This window comes from Streptomyces sp. NPDC020747 (genome assembly GCF_044334695.1).
Classification (GTDB): Bacteria; Actinomycetota; Actinomycetes; order Streptomycetales; family Streptomycetaceae; genus Streptomyces.
On sequence record NZ_JBIRTJ010000016.1, the window covers coordinates 63387 to 81512 of the forward strand.

At 69.6% G+C, this 18126-nt stretch carries 20 protein-coding genes; 15 read left to right on the plus strand and 5 right to left on the minus strand.

Annotation, left to right across the window (positions count from 1 at the left end; translation table 11 throughout):
* The first annotated feature begins 162 nt into the window (after positions 1-162).
* From ACH4YP_RS35330 to ACH4YP_RS35360, 7 genes are all read left to right on the plus strand, one after another.
* Complete coding sequence (locus ACH4YP_RS35330) at positions 163-1176, plus strand: ABC transporter permease (RefSeq protein ID WP_361059917.1); 1014 nt, start codon at positions 163-165, stop codon at positions 1174-1176.
* A gap of 61 nt (positions 1177-1237) precedes the next feature.
* Positions 1238-3028 (plus strand): ABC transporter substrate-binding protein, encoded by a 1791-nt coding sequence (locus ACH4YP_RS35335; RefSeq protein WP_398494970.1) that lies wholly within the window; start codon positions 1238-1240, stop codon positions 3026-3028.
* 117 nt (positions 3029-3145) lie between these two features.
* Positions 3146-4144 carry an ABC transporter permease gene (locus ACH4YP_RS35340; RefSeq protein WP_361059939.1) on the plus strand — a complete coding sequence of 333 codons (999 nt, stop codon included), beginning with the start codon at positions 3146-3148 and terminating at the stop codon, positions 4142-4144.
* Positions 4141-5238 (plus strand): ABC transporter ATP-binding protein, encoded by a 1098-nt coding sequence (locus ACH4YP_RS35345; RefSeq protein ID WP_361059923.1) that lies wholly within the window; start codon positions 4141-4143, stop codon positions 5236-5238. Before ACH4YP_RS35340 ends, ACH4YP_RS35345 begins: the two co-directional genes overlap by 4 nt.
* Entirely contained in the window at positions 5235-6533 is a 1299-nt protein-coding gene (locus ACH4YP_RS35350) for a dipeptide ABC transporter ATP-binding protein (protein ID WP_361059926.1), read from the plus strand. Before ACH4YP_RS35345 ends, ACH4YP_RS35350 begins: the two co-directional genes overlap by 4 nt.
* 63 nt (positions 6534-6596) lie before the next feature.
* The gene (locus ACH4YP_RS35355; protein WP_306937764.1) at positions 6597-7259 is read left to right on the plus strand and encodes a trimeric intracellular cation channel family protein; all 663 of its coding nucleotides are present in this window, start codon (positions 6597-6599) and stop codon (positions 7257-7259) included.
* Positions 7260-7336: 77 nt separating this feature from the next.
* On the plus strand, positions 7337-8197 hold the full coding sequence (locus tag ACH4YP_RS35360; RefSeq protein ID WP_361059929.1) for a thioesterase family protein: 861 nt from the start codon (positions 7337-7339) through the stop codon (positions 8195-8197).
* Between the two features lie 243 nt (positions 8198-8440).
* Here ACH4YP_RS35360 and ACH4YP_RS35365 read toward each other — a convergent pair whose 3' ends face one another.
* Together ACH4YP_RS35365 and ACH4YP_RS35370 are read right to left on the minus strand one after the other, a co-directional pair.
* Positions 8441-8653: a hypothetical protein gene (locus ACH4YP_RS35365; protein WP_361059931.1), complete on the minus strand. Its 213-nt coding sequence runs from the start codon at positions 8651-8653 to the stop codon at positions 8441-8443.
* 264 nt (positions 8654-8917) lie between these two features.
* Positions 8918-9535, minus strand: a complete 618-nt coding sequence (locus ACH4YP_RS35370) for a TetR family transcriptional regulator (protein WP_361069128.1) — start codon at positions 9533-9535, stop codon at positions 8918-8920.
* A gap of 144 nt (positions 9536-9679) precedes the next feature.
* Here ACH4YP_RS35370 and ACH4YP_RS35375 point away from each other — a divergent pair, with 144 nt between their 5' ends.
* The 3 genes from ACH4YP_RS35375 (at position 9680) to ACH4YP_RS35385 (ending at position 11536) form a co-directional block, all read left to right on the plus strand.
* Positions 9680-9892, plus strand: coding sequence for a hypothetical protein (locus ACH4YP_RS35375; protein WP_361069131.1), 213 nt, complete (start codon positions 9680-9682; stop codon positions 9890-9892).
* Between the two features lie 79 nt (positions 9893-9971).
* Entirely contained in the window at positions 9972-10247 is a 276-nt protein-coding gene (locus ACH4YP_RS35380; RefSeq protein WP_398494974.1) for a DUF4190 domain-containing protein, read from the plus strand.
* Positions 10248-10366: 119 nt separating this feature from the next.
* On the plus strand, positions 10367-11536 hold the full coding sequence (locus tag ACH4YP_RS35385) for a cysteine desulfurase family protein (protein WP_398494976.1): 1170 nt from the start codon (positions 10367-10369) through the stop codon (positions 11534-11536).
* A gap of 129 nt (positions 11537-11665) precedes the next feature.
* On the opposite strand, the gene ACH4YP_RS35390 is transcribed toward ACH4YP_RS35385, so the two are convergent.
* Positions 11666-12376: a peptidoglycan recognition family protein gene (locus ACH4YP_RS35390; protein ID WP_361069119.1), complete on the minus strand. Its 711-nt coding sequence runs from the start codon at positions 12374-12376 to the stop codon at positions 11666-11668.
* 60 nt (positions 12377-12436) lie between these two features.
* Between ACH4YP_RS35390 and mnmA the strand changes: the two genes are divergently transcribed.
* Positions 12437-13561 (plus strand): tRNA 2-thiouridine(34) synthase MnmA, encoded by a 1125-nt coding sequence (gene mnmA, locus ACH4YP_RS35395; RefSeq protein WP_398494978.1) that lies wholly within the window; start codon positions 12437-12439, stop codon positions 13559-13561.
* A gap of 45 nt (positions 13562-13606) precedes the next feature.
* On the opposite strand, the gene ACH4YP_RS35400 is transcribed toward mnmA, so the two are convergent.
* A complete protein-coding gene (locus ACH4YP_RS35400) occupies positions 13607-14389 on the minus strand; it encodes an alpha/beta hydrolase (protein WP_361069112.1) in 783 nt (260 codons plus the stop codon).
* Between the two features lie 37 nt (positions 14390-14426).
* On the minus strand, positions 14427-14759 hold the full coding sequence (locus ACH4YP_RS35405; protein WP_361069109.1) for a DUF427 domain-containing protein: 333 nt from the start codon (positions 14757-14759) through the stop codon (positions 14427-14429).
* 138 nt (positions 14760-14897) lie between these two features.
* Between ACH4YP_RS35405 and ACH4YP_RS35410 the strand changes: the two genes are divergently transcribed.
* The 4 genes from ACH4YP_RS35410 to ACH4YP_RS35425 all read left to right on the plus strand — a co-directional run bounded on the left by ACH4YP_RS35410 (position 14898) and on the right by ACH4YP_RS35425 (position 18126).
* Positions 14898-15692 carry a class I SAM-dependent methyltransferase gene (locus ACH4YP_RS35410; RefSeq protein ID WP_361069107.1) on the plus strand — a complete coding sequence of 265 codons (795 nt, stop codon included), beginning with the start codon at positions 14898-14900 and terminating at the stop codon, positions 15690-15692.
* A 28-nt stretch (positions 15693-15720) separates the two neighbouring features.
* The gene (locus ACH4YP_RS35415) at positions 15721-16260 is read left to right on the plus strand and encodes a TIGR00730 family Rossman fold protein (protein ID WP_361069104.1); all 540 of its coding nucleotides are present in this window, start codon (positions 15721-15723) and stop codon (positions 16258-16260) included.
* Between the two features lie 53 nt (positions 16261-16313).
* Entirely contained in the window at positions 16314-17012 is a 699-nt protein-coding gene (locus ACH4YP_RS35420) for an SDR family oxidoreductase (protein ID WP_361069101.1), read from the plus strand.
* Between the two features lie 94 nt (positions 17013-17106).
* Positions 17107-18126, plus strand: coding sequence for a methionine synthase (locus ACH4YP_RS35425; protein WP_398494981.1), 1020 nt, complete (start codon positions 17107-17109; stop codon positions 18124-18126).

Below are 18126 nucleotides of genomic sequence, written 5' to 3' on the forward strand. Positions count from 1 at the left end.
CACGTTTGCGCATCCATTCACCGTCAGGTCTGGCAACAGATCGCCGAGGCGTTGAAGACTCCCGGTCCAGGGGGTTTCGCCCCCGTGTACGACGGACTGATCACGCCGCTACAGCGGCAAGTGTGGGCCGGCTACCGCCGGTTGAGAGGGGTCCCTGCCACGATGACGGCACCATTGCACGAGCCGACGACCGAAGCCGCACCGAGCGCGGCTGAGGAGGCGGCGCTCGTTGCCGGATCCGCCGAGGCGAAGGCGGTACAAGGACGTTCCCTCGGCCGCATCGCCTGGGAGCGCCTGAAGCGGGACAAGCTGGCCCTGACGGGCGGCGTCGTCGTGCTCGTGCTGATCCTGATCGCGCTGTTCGCGCCCCTGATCACGGACCTGGTCGGACAGGACCCCGAGACGCACCACGAGGACCTGATCGACCCGCTCTTCTCGACTCCCACCGGGTCCTACGGCGGCATCAGCGGGGACCACCTCTTCGGTGTCGAACCCGTCAGCGGCCGCGACATCTTCGCCCGGATCGTCTACGGAGCCCGGATCTCCCTGCTGGTCGGCTTCCTGTCGGCCCTGGTCGCCGTGGTGCTCGGCACGATCCTCGGCGTACTCGCCGGCTACTTCGGCGGCTGGATCGACGCGGCCGTCAGCCGCGTGATGGACGGCCTGCTGGCCTTCCCGCAGCTGCTCTTCATCATCGCGCTGGTCTCGGTCATGCCGAACGAGATGCTGGGCCTGACCGGCACCGGAGTGCGCCTGTTCGTCATGATCCTGGTGATCGGCTTCTTCGGCTGGCCCTATGTCGGACGAGTGGTGCGCGGCCAGACGCTCTCCCTGCGCGAGCGGGAGTACGTGGAGGCCGCGCGCAGTCTCGGCGCCGGACGGTTCTACATCCTGTTCAAGGAGCTGCTGCCCAACCTGGTCGCTCCGATCATCGTCTACACGACGATGATGATCCCGACCAACATCCTTACCGAGGCGGCGCTCAGCTTCCTGGGTGTCGGCGTCAAGCCGCCCACCGCATCGTGGGGCCAGATGCTCTCGGCCGCGATCGACTACTACGAGTCGGATCCCATGTACATGGTGATCCCGGGTGTGGCGATCTTCATCACGGTGCTCTCCTTCAACCTCTTCGGCGACGGCGTACGCGATGCGCTCGACCCGAAGGGCTCCCGCTGAACTGCCGTACCCCCAGGGTCCCGTCGTCTGTCGACGGGCCGCTACATATCGGAGGATCCGAGTGAGTACCCAACGCACCACAGGGCGGCGCAAGCAGGCCGTGGCCGCCGCAGCCGTGGTCGCTGCACTGCTGTCCACGGCGGCGTGCGGCGGCGGCAACGACGACGACGAGGGCGGTTCGAAGGGCGGCGCGGCCGGCTTCAACGCCGCGAACAACAAGGTCGCCCAGGCTTCCCTCGCCAAGAAGGGCGGCACCCTGAAGTTCGCGGGCGCCCAGGACGCCGACTCGTGGGACACCACGCGCGGTTACTACGGCTTCATGTGGAACTTCTCCCGGTACTACAGCCGTCAGCTCGTGACCAACAAGACGGAGCCGGGTGCCACGGGCGCCGAGGTCACGCCGGACCTCGCCGAGAAGACGGCGGAGATCTCGGACGACGGCAAGACGTACACGTACACGCTGCGTGCGGGGTCGACCTGGGAGGATGGCAAGCCCATCACCTCCAAGGACGTCAAGTACGGCATCGAGCGCGCGTGGGCGCAGGACGTGCTCTCCGGCGGTCCGATCTACCTCCAGCAGGTGCTCGACCCCAAGAAGACGTACAAGGGCCCCTACAAGGACAAGTCCGCGGACAAGCTGGGTCTGAAGGCCATCGAGACGCCGGACGACAAGACGATCGTCTTCAAGCTTCCCGAGGCGAACTCGGACTTCGAGGAGATGCTCGCGCTGACCTCGGCGTCCCCGGTCCGCCAGGACAAGGACACCAAGTCGAAGTACGGCCTGAAGCCGTTCTCGTCCGGCCCGTACAAGTTCCAGTCGTACACGCCCAGCAAGGGCATCGTGCTGGTCCGCAACACGGAGTGGAAGCAGTCCTCGGACCCGGTCCGCAAGGCGTACCCGGACAAGATCACGGTCGACTTCTTCACCAACGCCAATGACATGGACCAGCGCCTGATCAAGGGCGACTACGACCTGGACATCGGCCAGACCGGTCTCTCCCCGCAGGGCCGCACCACCGCCCTGAAGCAGCACAAGGCCAACCTGGACAACCCGGTCTCCGGCTACATCCGCTACGCGGTCTTCCCGCAGAGCGTCAAGCCGTTCGACAACGAGCACTGCCGCAAGGCCGTGATCTACGGTGCTGACCACGAGTCGCTCCAGACCGCTCGTGGCGGCCCGGTCGCCGGTGGTGAGATCGGCACCAACATGCTGCCGCCGTCGGTCCCGGGCTCCGAGGGTCAGAAGTACGACCCGTACGAGTCGGCCACGACGAACAAGAACGGCAACGCCGCCAAGGCCAAGGAAGAGCTGAAGGCCTGCGGTAAGCCGAACGGCTTCAAGACCACCATCGCGGTCCGTAACAACAAGCCGGTCGAGGTGGCCACGGCCGAGTCCCTCCAGGCCTCGCTGAAGAAGGTCGGCATCACCGTCGACATCGAGCAGTTCGACGGTGCCCAGACCACCGGCATCATCGGTAGCCCCTCGAACGTGAAGAAGAAGGGCTACGGCATCATCATCATGGGCTGGGGCCCGGACTTCCCCAGCGTCCAGGGTTACGGCCTGCCCCTGTGGAGCAGCGACTACATCCTTGAGAGCGGCAACAACAACTTCGCCCTGATCAAGGACAAGACGATCGACGGCCTCTTCAAGAGCTACACGAAGGAGCTCGACGACACGAAGAAGGCCGAGATCTCCACGGAGATCAACCACAAGGTCATGGAGGGCGGTTACTACCTGCCCTTCGTCTTCGAGAAGTTCATCAACTGGCGTTCCAACAACCTGGCGAACGTCTACACCACCGACGGTTACAGCGGTCAGTACGACTTCGTCAACCTCGGCCTGAAGAAGTAACACCGACCGGCGCACCCGCCATACGGCACGAAAGGCAGGTGAAGGCCGGCGCGGCGTGACCCGCGGGCCACCGGACAACCTCCGGTGGCCCGCGGCACCGCCGTCGGGCCGAGAGCAGTGCTCGCATACCTCATCAGGCGGCTCTTCGCCGCCGCAGTGATGCTGGTGGTCATCATTCTGGTGGTCTTCTGCATCTTCTTCCTCGTCCCCCGCTGGGCGGGCGTGGACCCGGCCACGATGTTCGTCGGCAAGCAGGCGGACCCTGCGGCCATTGAGGCCGTGCGGCAGAAGCTCGGTCTGGCAGATCCGATCTTCGCCCAGGTCTGGGAGTTCTTCAAAGGCCTGTTCGTAGGCCGCACGTACTCGGGTGGCGGCGACGTCACGGAGTGCGCGGCTCCCTGCTTCGGCTACTCCTTCCGCAACGAGCAGGCCATCTGGCCGGTGCTCACCGACCGCTTCCCAGTGACCCTGGCTCTCGCGCTCGGTGCCGCCGTACTGTGGCTGATCTTCGGTGTGGCGGCGGGTGTGCTCTCCGCGCTCAAGCGCGGTTCCCTCTGGGACCGTGGCGCGATGATCATCGCCCTCGGTGGCGTCTCGCTCCCCATCTACTTCACCGGCATGCTGTCGCTGGCGATCTTCAGCTACGGACTGGGCTGGATCGACGGCCGGTACGTGCCTCTCGAAGAGAGCTTCACCGGCTGGATCGGCGGCATGATCCTGCCCTGGATCACGCTGGCCTTCCTCTATGCCGCGATGTACGCCCGTATCACCAGAGCCACCATGATGGAGGTCCTGGGCGAGGACTACATCCGGACGGCCCGCGCCAAGGGCCTGACCGAACCCGTCGTCATCGGCAAGCACGCCATGCGTTCCACCATGACGCCGATCCTCACCATGCTCGGCATGGACCTCGGCGCGCTGATCGGTGGCGCGATCCTCACCGAGACCACCTTCAGTCTTCCCGGCCTCGGCCAGGCCGTCCTCACGGCGATCAGCGACAAGGACCTGCCCGTCATCCTGGGCGTCACGCTGATCACCTCGCTCGCGGTGATCATCGCGAACCTCCTGGTGGACCTGCTGTACGCCGTGATCGACCCCCGAGTGAGGCTCTCATGACCGAACTCAGCAAGAGTGGAGCCGCGGTGAGCGAGCCCGTCAAAGACTCGCCCGCCCCCTCCGCCTTCCTCGAAGTCCGCGACCTGAAGGTGCACTTCCCGACCGACGACGGACTGGTCAAGTCCGTCGACGGGCTCAGCTTCTCGCTGGAGAAGGGCAAGACCCTCGGCATCGTGGGCGAGTCGGGTTCGGGCAAGTCGGTGACCTCGCTCGGCATCATGGGCCTGCACACGACCGGCCAGTACGGCAAGCGCAAGCCGCAGATCTCCGGCGAGATCTGGCTGGACGGCACGGAACTGCTCACCGCCGACCCCGACCACGTGCGCAAGCTGCGTGGCCGCGAGATGGCGATGATCTTCCAGGACCCACTGTCGGCGCTGCACCCGTACTACACGATCGGTCAGCAGATCGTGGAGGCGTACCAGATCCACCACAAGGTCGCCAAGAAGGTGGCCCGCAAGCGGGCCGTCGAGATGCTCGACCGGGTCGGTATCCCCCAGCCGGACAAGCGGGTGGACAGCTACCCGCACGAGTTCTCCGGCGGTATGCGACAGCGCGCGATGATCGCGATGTCGCTGGTCAACAACCCCGAGCTGCTGATCGCGGACGAGCCGACGACCGCCCTGGACGTGACCGTCCAGGCGCAGATCCTCGACCTCATCCGGGACCTGCAGAAGGAGTTCGGCTCCGCGGTCATCGTCATCACCCACGACCTGGGTGTCGTCGCCGAGCTCTCCGACGACATCCTGGTGATGTACGGCGGCCGTTGCATCGAGCGGGGTCCGGCCGAGAAGGTCTTCTACGAGCCGAGGCACCCGTACACCTGGGGTCTGCTGGGTTCCATGCCACGGCTCGACCGTGAGCAGACCGAGCGGCTGATCCCGGTCAAGGGCTCCCCGCCCTCGCTGATCAACCTCCCGTCGGGCTGCGCCTTCAACCCGCGCTGCTCGTACGCGGACGTACCCAAGGACAACGTCACCCGCACGGTGCGCCCCGAGCTGTCCCAGGTCGGCAGCCAGCACTGGGCCGCCTGCCACATGACGCAGGAGCAGCGGGAACGGATCTGGACCGAAGAGATTGCGCCGAAGCTGTGAGCGACAAAGCAGAGGACAAACCCGTGGCCATCCCCGCGCAGAGCGACGGCACGGCGACTCTCACCAAGGACGCCGCCCCCGGCGAGACGCTGCTGAAGGTGACCGGCCTGCAGAAGCACTTCCCGATCCGCAAGGGCCTGCTCCAGCGGCAGGTCGGTGCGGTGCGGGCGGTCGACGGCATCGACTTCGAGGTCAAGTCCGGTGAGACGCTCGGCGTCGTGGGCGAGTCGGGCTGCGGCAAGTCGACGATGGGCCGGCTGATCACGCGGCTGCTCGAACCGACCGCGGGCAAGGTCGAGTTCGAGGGCAAGGACATCACGCACCTCAGCGTCGCCGGCATGCGCCCGATGCGCCGTGACGTCCAGATGATCTTCCAGGACCCGTACTCGTCGCTGAACCCGCGCCACACGATCGGCACGATCATCAGCGCCCCCTTCAAGCTCCAGGGCGTCATGCCCGAGGGCGGCATCAAGAAGGAGGTCCAGCGGCTGCTGTCGGTGGTCGGTCTCAACCCCGAGCACTACAACCGCTACCCGCACGAGTTCTCCGGCGGTCAGCGCCAGCGCATCGGCATCGCCCGCGCGCTCGCGCTCAACCCGAAGATGGTCGTGGCGGACGAGCCGGTCTCCGCGCTCGACGTGTCGATCCAGGCGCAGGTGGTGAACCTGCTGGACGACCTCCAGCAGGAGCTGGGCCTCACGTACGTGATCATCGCGCACGACCTGTCCGTCGTACGCCATGTCTCGGACCGTATCGCCGTGATGTACCTCGGCAAGATCGTCGAGCTGGCCGACCGCGAGTCGCTGTACAAGGCGCCGATGCACCCGTACACCAAGGCTCTGATGTCGGCGGTGCCGATTCCGGACCCCCGGCGCAAGTCGGCGAAGAGCGAGCGCATCCTGCTCAAGGGCGATGTGCCCTCGCCGATCTCGCCGCCGAGCGGGTGCCGCTTCCACACGCGGTGCTGGAAGGCCACGCAGATCTGCACGACGACCGAGCCGCCGCTCCTGGAGCTGAAGCCCGGTCAGCAGGTGGCCTGCCACCACCCGGAGAACTTCGAGGACCAGGCCCCGCAGGACACCGTGCTGCTGACCGCCGCGAAGGAGGCGGCGGAGCTGGTGGCCGACGAGGTGCTCGCGGAGTCCGCGGCCACGTCGGCGGCGGTCGCGGCCGAGGTGGCGGCTGCCACGGAGGCTCCGGCTTCCGAGGAGACACCGGCGAAGGACGCTGCCGCCGAGGCCGCCCCTGAAGCTGCCGAAGCCTCCGAGGGTGACACTCCCGCCAAGGAGAAGTAAGTAACACTGAGCCCCTGCCTTGCATTGGAAGGCAGGGGCTCAGTGCTGGGCGAGAATGTTCGGGTGATTCAGGAACTCTTCACCCCGTCCGTGCAGCACACACTCGACCTGGTCGGCATCTTCGTCTTCGCGATCTCCGGTGCCCTGCTGGCCGTCCGCAAGAACTTCGACGTCTTCGGCATCGCGGTCCTCGCCGAGGTCACCGCGCTGGGCGGCGGGCTGTTCCGCGACCTGATCATCGGAGCCGTGCCGCCCGCGGCCTTCACGGATCTGGGGTACTTCCTCACCCCGCTGCTCGCCGCCCTGCTGGTCTTCTTCCTCCACCCCGAGGTGGAGCGGATCCAGCTCGGCGTGAACATCTTCGACGCGGCCGGACTCGGCCTCTTCTGCGTCGCGGGCACGACGAAGGCGTACGAGTACGGGCTCGGCCTCACCGCCTCTGCGACCCTCGGACTCGCGACGGCGGTCGGCGGCGGTGTGTTGCGGGACGTCCTCGCCAACGAGGTCCCCTCGCTGCTGCGCTGGGACCGCGACCTCTACGCCGTGCCCGCCATCGTCGGCAGCGCGATGGTCGCCCTGTGCATCCGCTACGACGCCCTGAACACGTTCACCTCCGCGCTCGCCGTCGTCACGACCTTCGTGCTGCGGCTGCTCGCGATGCGATACCACTGGCGCGCGCCCCGCGCATGGCACCGGCGCTCGACGGCGGTCGAGGTGCCGGAGTGAGGCGGACCACGAGGCGTTTCACATGATCGAAACAGAAAAAGCTACTGCTTAGTAATCACCTGTTGTACCGTTCAGGCATGTCAGAAGCAGCTTCCGTGCACGCGGTACGGGCCAGGATCGGCGACAGCGAGTTCGACCGCGACACCGCGGTCACCCGTCGCGCACCCGGCGTCTACGACATCGACCTGTCCGCCGGGTGGACGATCATCAGTGCCGTCAACGGCGGCTACCTGCTCGCGGTCCTCGGCCGCGCGCTCGCCGACGCCCTGCCGCACGCCGACCCGTTCACGATCTCCGCGCACTACCTCACCGCGTCCCAGCCGGGCCCGGCGGTCGTCCGCACCGACGTCGTACGCACCGGCCGCACCCTCTCCACCGGCCAGGCGTCCCTGTTCCAGTACGACGACCAGGGCCGCGAGGTCGAGCGGATCCGCGTGCTCGCCTCGTACGGGGACCTCGACGGCCTGCCCGACGACGTCCGTACGACGGCCAGTCCGCCCGCGATTCCGCCCATGGACCAGTGCTTCGGACCCGAGGACGGCCCCGCCCCCGTCTCCGGCAGCTCCGCCATCGCCGACCGGCTGATGCTCAAGCTCGACCCCGCCACCCTGGGCTGGGCCCTCGGATCGCCGTCCGGCAAGGGCGAGATGCGGTCCTGGTTCGGCCTCGCCGACGGCCGCGACCCGGACCCTCTCTCGCTGCTCCTAGCGGTGGACGCGCTGCCGCCGACCGCCTTCGAACTCGGCCTGTCCGGCTGGGTGCCGACCGTCGAGCTGACCGTGCACGTGCGCTGCCGTCCGGCGCCGGGCCCGCTCCGCGTCGCCATCACCACCCGCAACCTCGCCGGCGGCTTCCTGGAGGAGGACGCGGAGGTCTGGGACAGCGCGGACCGGCTCGTCGCCCAGTCGCGTCAGCTGGCCAGGGTGCGGCTCGGCTGATCCGTACGAGGTCGGCCGCCCCCTGTCTTCTGTCACGGACCTGTACCAGCGAGGGAGTTGAGCCGGGCGGATGCAAGTGCAGGTCAGGGCGGGTTTGTTGAGATGGTCTTTGCGTGGGCCACAGGCGGGCCACAGCGCGGGCCCAAGCTGGGCCTAGGGGCGGTTGGTTGCATGCGGCTCTCAGATTCCGCTCATCCAAACGGGAGTTGCCCTCATGAAGCCTGTCCGCCTGACGCGCGTACGTCACGTCCCCGCCATCGCCCTGCTGGCGCTGTCGCCGCTCCTGTTGACGGCCTGCGGCTCTGACGACTCCTCGTCGTCCACGGGCAACGGCAACGGCACCTCGGGGCAGCAGGGTTGCCAGGCGCCCTCGGGCGCACCTAGCGGGGCTCCGTCGGGGATGCCGAGCGGAGCGCCGTCCGGGGCGCCTTCGGGTGCGCCGTCCGGTGCCCCCACGGGCAAGGCCCCGTCGGGAGCGCCCTCCGGGATGCCGTCGGGGGCGCCCAGTGGAGGCCCTGGCGGCGGGCAGGGCGGCGGCCCGGGCGGAGGCTGCGGGACGGGCGGCCAGCAGGGACAGGGACAGCAGGCCCAGGGCTGACCCGCTCGCGGCCGGTGGTGAAGGCCGTGAAGGCTGTGAAGGGCGCGAAGGGCGCGTACGGCATTGTCGTACGCGCCCTTCGCGCCCTTCGCGCGTGCGGGTCCGAGTCGTGTCGCGGGGTGTCAGCCCAGCCAGTGGCGGCGGCCGATGCTGATCAGCCGCATCCGGCGGGTGGCCACCCGGGCCACCTGGTCCTGTTCCTCGGGGGCCGCCTCCAGGAACGTACTGGCGGTCATCAGCATCTGGTCGACGTACAGGCCGGCGAGCATCAGCAGGTCGTCGTCGCTCCAGCCGGCGGACTCGGGCTGCTTGGCCAGTTCGGCCTTCACCTCGTCGGCGAACCGGGCCATCTGCTCCGCGATGGCCGACCGGACCTTCTGCACGCCGCCGTTGCGCTCGCGGGCGATGAACCGGATGTGCGCGGGATGCTCACGCACGTGACGGGCGATCAGGGCGACGGCACGGTCTATGCGTTCGTCGCTGTCGCCGGCCGCCGACACCGTGCCGGCGATCATCGGGTGCAGGCTGCCCAACGCCTCCTCGACCAGGGCGACTCCGAGATCCGCGGTCGAGTGGAAGTGCCGGTAGAAGGCGGTCGGGGCGACGCCGACGGCCCGGGTGACCTCGCGCAGGCCCAGGCTGCTCAGGCTCTGCTCCTCCAGCAGGCCCAACGCGGCGTCCAGGAACGCCTGTCGGGTCTTCTGCTTCTGGGCCTGCCGGATGCCGAGGGTGTGACTCATGCCATGTAGTTAACAACTGTTCTCCGTAATGGGAAAGTCGTACAGCGCGCTAGACTACGGAGTCAGTGAACAACTGTAACCACAAGCGTTCACCGAGTTGTCGGGTCCCGGAAACATCCGGGGGCATCCGGACCGTACGGAGCTGTGCGGAGCGGACAAGGCGGCTCGCCGGACTTCCACGAGAGGCATCTCATGCTGTTCCTCGTCGCAGCGCTCCTGCTGCTGGGCCTCATGCTCGGCACCGTGGCCCACGCCCCGCTGTCCTTCACCCTCGTCGCCGCGGCCGTCATCGGCGTGTGGCTGGCCGTCTTCGCGATCCGCGAGCGCCACGGCCGGCGCCGCGAGACGTCGGGCTGAACCGCCCGCACTCCTCAACCACGCACGCTCAACCACCCACGATCACCTGACTGTTCGACCGCCTGTTGGGAGCAGACACATGGAACTCACCACCGCCACCGCCGCCCCGCGGCGCCGGAGCACCGTCCGTGACGCCGACGGCATGGCCGTCGCGTCGTTCATCCTCGGCCTCGTCGGCCTGCTGGCCCTGAACATCTTCCTGGGCCCCATCTCCATCGCCTTCGCCTCGGTCGCCCTCTACCGCGGCACCACCCGCCGCGGCCGAGCCTTCCTCGGCCTCGCCCTGGGAATCGCCGACCTCCTGGTCCTACTGGCCTTCATGTCGGCGGACAGCACGCTGTCCTGGAGCTTCTGAGACTGCGACGCCGCGACCGGGCCGAGTGGGAGCTCCGGTGAGGAAGGGGCCCGGGCCCCGTACAAACAACCCCCGCCCGACCAGCCCACCAGATAGCGGGCCCTAGAATCGGGCCTACCATGGCATACCTCGACCACGCCGCGACCACCCCGATGCTCCCGGAGGCGGTCGAGGCAATGACCGCGCAGTTCTCCGTCACCGGCAACGCATCCTCCCTGCACGCCGCCGGCCGCCGCGCCCGCCGGACGGTCGAGGAGGGCCGCGAAACCCTCGCGGACGCCCTGGGCGCCCGCCCGAGCGAGGTGGTCTTCACCTCCGGCGGCACCGAGGCCGACAACCTCGCAGTGAAGGGCCTGTACTGGTCCCGCCGCGACGCCGACCCGACCCGCACCCGGGTCCTGGCGAGCCCGGTGGAGCACCACGCCGTCCTCGACGCGGTCCACTGGCTCGGTGAGCACGAGGGCGCCACGGTCGAGTACCTCCCCGTCGACCGGTACGGCCGCGTCCACCCCGACACCCTCCGCGAGGCCATCGCGCGCAACCCCGACGACGTCGCCCTCGCGACCGTCATGTGGGCCAACAACGAGATCGGCACGGTCATGCCGGTCCGCGAACTGGCCGACGTGGCAGGGGAGTTCGACATCCCGCTGCACGCCGACGCCGTCCAGGCCTTCGGCCAGCTCCCGGTCGACTTCGGCGCCTCGGGCCTTGCCGCGATGACCGTCTCGGGCCACAAGATCGGCGGCCCGTACGGCATCGGGGCGCTGCTGCTCGGCCGCGAGTACAGCCCCGTACCGGTCCTGCACGGCGGGGGCCAGGAGCGGCACGTACGCTCCGGCACCCTGGACGTGCCCGCCGTCGCCGCGTTCGCCGTGGCGGGCCGGACCGCCGCCGAGCAGCGCGAGTGGTTCGTCCGCGAGATCGGCGGGCTGCGCGACGACCTGGTAGACGCCGTACTCCAGGCCGTGCCGGACGCGATCCTCGGCGGCGACCCGGCGATCGGGGGCCGCCTGCCGGCCAACGCCCACTTCACGTTCCCCGGCTGCGAGGGGGACTCGCTGCTCCTGCTGCTCGACGCGCAGGGCATCGAGTGCTCCACGGGCTCCGCGTGCACGGCGGGCGTGGCCCAGCCGAGCCACGTCCTCCTCGCCACGGGCACCGACCCCGACCTCGCCCGCGGCACCCTCCGCTTCTCCCTCGGCCACACCTCGACGGAGACGGACGTCGAGGCGGTCGCGAAGGCGATCGGGCCGGCGGTGGAGAGGGCGCGGACGGCGGGGCTGAGCTGAGCGCTCCGCTGGATGTGCGGTTCCCGGGTGCGGGCCGCTCGCAGCCGCGGGCCGGCTGTGGCTGGTCGCGCCCGCGCGGCGGAGCCGCACAATGTCACTGCCCCGCGCCCCTGAAGGGGCGTGCCCCTCCTACGCGCTGCGCGTGGACGGCTTGGCCGACGGGGAGGCCGACCGCACGGCGGCCTCGCGCACCATGGGTATGTATCTCTTCCAGTCCCAGTGCGGGCCCGGGTCCGTGTGGTCCGTGCCCGGTACCTCGACGTGGCCGATGATGTGTTCCCGGTCGACCGGGATGTCGTACCGGGCGCAGATACGGGCCGTCAGACGGGCCGAGGCCTCGTACATCGCGTCCGTGAAGTCCTTCGGGCGGTCCACGAAACCCTCGTGCTCGATGCCGACGCTCCGCTCGTTGAAATCGCGGTTGCCCGCGTGGAAGGCGACGTCCAGCTCGCGGATCATCTGTGTGACGCGGCCGTCCTGGCGGACGATGTAGTGCGTGGCGGCGCCGTGCGCGGGATTCTGGAAGACCTTCACCGCGCTCTCGTAACTGCCCTGTGTGACATGGATGATCACGCGGTCTATGCCGAAGTCGTCGGGCCGGTCGGCCATCCGCCAGTTCGACGAGGACGCCGCCACCCAGCGCGCGCCCCGGAAGTCGACCGCACCCTCCTCACGCGGCTTCTCCACGCTCGGCAGCCGCCACCACATGCGCTTCAGCTCGTCCTGGGCCAGCACGGCCGTGCCCACGCCGGCCACGGCCGTGGCCCCGCCGATCAGCAACGCACGGCGCCCGATGCGCCGGTCCGTGTCCCTTGCCGTGTCCCCACCCTGATCGTGCATGTCTAGTCGAACGGATACTCGTGGGCTCCGGTTCCCGCGGACCCGTACCCTGGAAGGGTTATGACTGAGACCTCGCAGCGCCCCCTTCGCGTACTGGCCGCCATGTCCGGTGGTGTGGACTCCGCCGTCGCCGCCGCCCGTGCCGCGCAAGCAGGGCATGACGTGACCGGAGTCCACCTCGCCCTCTCGGCGAACCCGCAATCGTTCCGCACGGGCGCGCGTGGCTGTTGCACCATCGAGGACTCGCGCGACGCCCGCCGCGCCGCGGACGTCATCGGCATCCCGTTCTACGTGTGGGACCTCGCCGAGCGCTTCCGCGAGGACGTGGTCGAGGACTTCGTCGCGGAGTACGAGGCCGGCCGCACCCCGAACCCCTGTCTGCGCTGCAACGAGAAGATCAAGTTCGCGGCCCTGCTCGACAAGGCCCTCGCTCTCGGCTTCGACGCGGTCTGCACCGGCCACTACGCCAAGGTCATCGTGAACGACGACGGCACGCGCGAGCTGCACCGCGCCTCGGACATGGCCAAGGACCAGTCGTACGTCCTCGGTGTGCTGGACGACCGTCAGCTCGCGCACGCGCTCTTCCCGCTCGGCGACACGCTCACCACGAAGGACGAGATCCGCGCGGAGGCCGAGCAGCGGGGCCTCGCCGTCGCCAAGAAGCCGGACTCGCACGACATCTGCTTCATCGCCGACGGCGACACCCAGGGCTTCCTCGCGAACCGCCTCGGCAAGGCGGAGGGTGACATCGTCGACGAGTCCGGCTCGGTCGTCGGCAGCCACGAGGGCGCGTTCGGCTTCACGATCGGCCAGCGCAAGGGCCTGCGCATCGGCACCCCGGCCCCCGACGGCAAGCCGCGGTACGTCCTCGACATCTCGCCCGTGGACAACACCGTGACGGTCGGCCCGGCGGCCGCCCTGGACGTCTCCGCGCTCACTGCGATCAAGCCCCGCTGGTGCGGTGCCGCTCCGGCCGGCCCGGGCACGTACACGGCTCAGCTCCGCGCCCACGGCGGCGAGACCACGGTCACCGCCGAACTCGTCGACGGCGAGCTCCGGGTGCACTTCACCGAGCCCGTCCGCGGCGTCGCCCCCGGCCAGGCGATCGTCCTCTACGACGACACCCGCGTGGTCGGCTCGGCGACGATCGCGACGACCACGCGCGCGGCGACCGCACTGGCCTGAGACGGCCGCTCACCGGCCGACACAGCGGCTGCACGGCTTACTCGGCTACTCGGCGAAGAAATCCGCCAGCGCCGGAGCCAGTACCCCCGGATCCACCACGTGGGTCTGGCCCTCCAGCACGCGGTACGTCCCGTCCGGCGCCGCCTCCGCGGTGGCCCGGGCGGACTCGCGCATCCACTCGGGACTCGCGCCGCCCGCCAGGGCCAGCACGGGCACGGGGACGGAGGCGAGGCGCTTGCGGGGCACCAGCCCGTCGCCCATCACGGCGTTGTCGTACGCGAGGGTCGGGGCGACCGCCTCCAGGGCCGGCCAGACGGCGGAGTGCCGCATGCCCCTGATGACCTCGGGGGGTGCCCCGGTCAGGGCGATGAACAGCTCCACCGCGTCTCCGCGCCTGTCCTGCGCCAGCAGCTGGGTGAGGCGCTCGGTGTACTCCGCGCGCTGTTTTTCGCCCCCTTCGTAGACGGCGAACGGCGGCTCGTAGACAGCGACCTTGCTGATCGGCAGCCCGCTCGCCGCCGCCTCCAGGGCGAGCGCGGCGCCCGACGACATGCCGTACAGGGCCGCGCTGCCGTCGCCCATGGCCTCGATGAGAGCCGCGATGTCCTCGACCTCCCGGGCCACCGCGAAGGGCTGTGTGTCACCGCTGTCGCCGCGGCCCCTGCGGTCGTACACGACCGCGCCGAACCGGTCCGACAGGAGCGAGGCCAGGGGCGCGTCGGAAGCGCCCGTGGCCATCGCCCCGGTCACGAAGATGACCGCCGGGCCCTCACCACTGACTTCGTACGCGATGGGCGTGCCGTCGCGCGAGATCGTCTTCTTCTCCATGCCTGTGAGGACTGCCGGACGGCCCGGAACTCATCGGTCAGACGGCTTCCACCGCTTCTACTTCGTAGAAGCACAGGTGGTCCTTGATCTCGGCGACCTCCGGCTTGGGGTCGGGGTATGTCCAGACAAGGTCGGGGGCGTCCGGCAGCGACCAGTAGGACGCGTCACCCTTGAAGGGGCAGTGGGTGCGGGTCTCCGACGGCGTCAGCAGATCGAGGCGTACGTCCTCCGCGGGGAGGTAGTAGCGCACGGGCAGGCCCGTCTCGCGCAGCAGCAGCGGGCGGGTGCTCTCCGCGAGCACCTCTCCGCCACGCACGACACGGACGTGCTCGGTGCCCTGCTCGATGGTGATGCGGTGGCCTTGCGTCACGGCTTTTCGGCCTCCTCAGGTAGCGGTCTCGCCCTCTACAGCGCAGGCTGCTGTCGTGTTCTTCCCCTTCGTCCCCGGCTTTTCGTCCGTCTCTTCTTCTTTCTCATTCTCTTCGGCTTCTCTCCGGCGGAGGTCCTCATGGGAGCCACACGCCTGACCCGCAACCGCAAGACCCTCGCCCACCAGGTGCGCTACGCCCTGCGGTATCCCGACAGGGTCCCCGCGCACGCGCGCCGGGCCACGCGTGACGCCTGGCTGCGGCTGCGGTACGGCCACGACCACATCGCGTACTACCGGGCCGTGATGGCCTCGGACACCGCGCGCGGCGCCGAGTCGGCCGTCGGCCACAACCCGTCACGCGACCGGTGGACGCAGATCGGCCGGATGCAGTTCGACTACCTGGTGGGGCACGGGCTGAAGCCGGAGCACCGGATGCTGGAGATCGGCTGCGGGAACCTGCGCGCCGGGCGGCTGTTCATCGACCACCTGGAGAGCGGCCACTACTACGGGATCGACATCTCGCCGGACATCCTCATCGCGGCCCAGGACACCCTCGTACGGGAGGGGCTGCAGGACCGGCTGCCGCATCTGACGCTCACCGACGACCTGACGTTCGCGTTCCTGCCGGACGCGCACTTCGACGTGGTGCACGCGCACAGCGTGTTCTCGCACTCGCCGCCGCACCTCATCGAGGAGTGCTTCGCGCACGTCGGCCGGATCCTCGCTCCCGGCGGCTTCTTCGACTTCACCTTCGACCGGACCGAGGGCAGGGAACACCAGGTCCTGCACGAGGACTTCTACTACCGCACGGAGACCCTCGTCGAGCTCGCCGCTTCCCACGGCCTGTCGGCCCGCTTCATGGCCGACTGGGAGGCTCTGCCCCACCGCCAGTCGAGGATGCGGGTGACGGCGACGCCGGATCCGGGCCCGTGATGTCGGTGCCGGGTCGTAGCGTGGAGCCATGAATATCTGCGTCTTCCTCTCGGCCGCCGACCTCGACGAGCGTTACACCCGCCCCGCCCGCGAGTTCGCCGAGCTGCTCGGCAAGGGCGGGCACACCCTCGTGTGGGGCGGTTCGGACGTCGGTCTCATGAAGGTGGTCGCCGACGGCGTGCAGGAGGCGGGAGGACGGCTGCTGGGCGTCTCCGTGGAGTTCCTGGCGGCCAAGGCGCGCGCGGGCGCCGACGAGATGGTCGTCGCGGCCGACCTCGCCGAGCGCAAGGCGCTGCTCCTGGAGAAGGCCGACGCCGTCGTGATCATGGTCGGTGGTACGGGCACGCTCGACGAGGCGACGGAGATCCTGGAGCTGAAGAAGCACGGGCACACCGACAAGCCGGTCGTCCTGCTCAACACCGCGGGCTTCTACGACGGTCTCAAGGAGCAGTTCCGCCGCATGGAGGACGAGGGCTTCCTGCCGCTGCCCCTCACGGAGCTCGTGTTCTTCGCCGAGGAGCCCGTCGGAGCGCTGGCCTACCTGGAGGAGAGCCAGGGCACGCAGTGAGCCGTCGGCAGCGGCGACAGGGCCCGGCGGGGGAGGGACACGCGCGTGCGAGCATGGCGGGCATGCCTACTCATCTGATCACCGGGGCCGGTTCCGGCATCGGCGCGGCCGTCGCCCGCCGCCTCCACGCGCGCGGGGACGAACTCGTCCTGCACGCGCGCGACGCGGGCCGCGCGAAGGAGCTGGCTGCCGAGTTCCCCGGGTCCCGGACGCTCGTCGGTGACCTCGCGGACCCGGACCGGCTCTCCTGGGCGTTCTCGCACCAGACGCTGCCGGACCGGATCGACTCGCTGATGCACATCGCGGGTGTCGTCGACCTCGGCCCGGTCGGCGAGCTGACCCCCAAGACCTGGCGTCACCAGCTCGATGTGAACCTGATCGCGCCCGCCGAGCTGACCCGGCACTTCCTGCCCCAACTCCGCGTCACCCAGGGCCATGTGATCTTCGTCAACTCCGGCGCCGGCCTCAGCGCCTCCGCCGGCTGGTCCGCGTACGCCGCCTCCAAGCACGGTCTGAAGGCCCTCGCCGACTCTCTGCGCAACGAGGAGCACGCGAACGGCGTCCGCGTCACGACCGTCTATCCCGGCCGCACCGCGAGCCCGATGCAGGCCAAGGTCCACCATCAGGAGGGCAAGGAGTACGACGCCTCGAAGTGGATCGACCCCGAGTCCGTCGCGACGAGCATCCTCATGGCCCTCGACCTGCCCCGGGACGCCGAGATCAACGACTTGACGGTACGCCCCGGCCGCTGACCGGGACCCGAACCCGGAGCCGGACCCGCCCCCGCACCGACCTCGGACACGGACTGTGGCGTCCCCTTCCGCGGGCATTCCGTAGGCTGCCCGGGTGAGCGAAAACAGCGAGTTCAGGCCCGGCCCCGCGACCGGTGTCGGGTCGATGCCGGGCGGGGACGCCCGGGAGGCCGCCAAGACCGTGGCCGGGACCTTCGAGGGCCCCGAGACGGGCATGCCGTTCCTGGCGGAACTGCCCGCGCGGGGCCCCGGCGCCGACATGATCGGGCGGACCGCCGGGATGCTCGCCGAGCTGTACGCGCGCGTGGAGCCCAGCGGCTGGCGGCTCGGGGACCGGCCGGGGCGGGACACCAAGCGGGCCAGGTCCTGGCTCGGCGAGGACCTCGACGCCCTGGAGGAGTTCACCCAGGGCTACCAAGGCCCGTTGAAGGTCCAGGCGGTGGGTCCCTGGACGCTCGCCGCCGCGCTGGAGCTGCGGGGCGGCGAGGTGGCGCTCTCCGACCCCGGCGCCTGCCGGGACCTCGCCGGATCGCTCGCCGAGGGACTGCGTGACCACCTCGCCGAGGTACGCCGTCGCGTGCCCGGCGCCGACGTCGTCCTGCAGCTCGACGAACCGTCCCTCTTCGCCGTACTGAGCGGCCGGGTGAGGTCCGCGAGCGGCTACCGCACCCACCGGGCCGTCGACCGGCAGCTCGTCGAGGCCACACTGCGGGACGTCGTGTCGGTACAGGCCGGCGGCCCGGTCGTCGTGCACTCGTGCGCGCCCGACGTCCCGTTCGCGCTGCTGCGCAGAGCCGGAGCGAGCGCCGTCTCCTTCGACTTCGCACTCCTCACCGAGCGTGACGACGACACGATCGGGGAAGCGGTGGAAGGGGGGACCAAGCTCTTCGCCGGTGTCGTCCCGGGGACGGATGCCGCATTGTCAGACCCTGCCGGTAGCGTCATGGGTGTCAGGACGCTGTGGCGCAGGCTGGGGCTGAATCCGGGGCTTCTCACGGACGCGGTCACACTCACCCCGTCGTGCGGACTCGCGGGCGCTTCCCCCGAGTACGCGCGCGGGGCACTCGCCCACTGCGTCCGGGCGGCGAGATCCCTCGCGGACAACCCAGAGTAA

Excerpts from the sequence above, each read along its gene's own strand:
- ACH4YP_RS35330 (WP_361059917.1), top strand. The coding sequence starts at position 163 with ATGACGGCACCATTGCACGAGCCGACGACCGAAGCCGCACCGAGCGCG.
- ACH4YP_RS35345 (WP_361059923.1), top strand. The coding sequence starts at position 4,141 with ATGACCGAACTCAGCAAGAGTGGAGCCGCGGTGAGCGAGCCCGTCAAA.
- ACH4YP_RS35360 (WP_361059929.1), top strand. The coding sequence starts at position 7,337 with ATGTCAGAAGCAGCTTCCGTGCACGCGGTACGGGCCAGGATCGGCGAC.
- ACH4YP_RS35370 (WP_361069128.1), bottom strand. The coding sequence starts at position 9,535 with ATGAGTCACACCCTCGGCATCCGGCAGGCCCAGAAGCAGAAGACCCGA.
- ACH4YP_RS35380 (WP_398494974.1), top strand. The coding sequence starts at position 9,972 with ATGGAACTCACCACCGCCACCGCCGCCCCGCGGCGCCGGAGCACCGTC.
- ACH4YP_RS35385 (WP_398494976.1), top strand. The coding sequence starts at position 10,367 with ATGGCATACCTCGACCACGCCGCGACCACCCCGATGCTCCCGGAGGCG.
- ACH4YP_RS35390 (WP_361069119.1), bottom strand. The coding sequence starts at position 12,376 with ATGCACGATCAGGGTGGGGACACGGCAAGGGACACGGACCGGCGCATC.
- mnmA (WP_398494978.1), top strand. The coding sequence starts at position 12,437 with ATGACTGAGACCTCGCAGCGCCCCCTTCGCGTACTGGCCGCCATGTCC.
- ACH4YP_RS35400 (WP_361069112.1), bottom strand. The coding sequence starts at position 14,389 with ATGGAGAAGAAGACGATCTCGCGCGACGGCACGCCCATCGCGTACGAA.
- ACH4YP_RS35410 (WP_361069107.1), top strand. The coding sequence starts at position 14,898 with ATGGGAGCCACACGCCTGACCCGCAACCGCAAGACCCTCGCCCACCAG.
- ACH4YP_RS35415 (WP_361069104.1), top strand. The coding sequence starts at position 15,721 with ATGAATATCTGCGTCTTCCTCTCGGCCGCCGACCTCGACGAGCGTTAC.
- ACH4YP_RS35420 (WP_361069101.1), top strand. The coding sequence starts at position 16,314 with ATGGCGGGCATGCCTACTCATCTGATCACCGGGGCCGGTTCCGGCATC.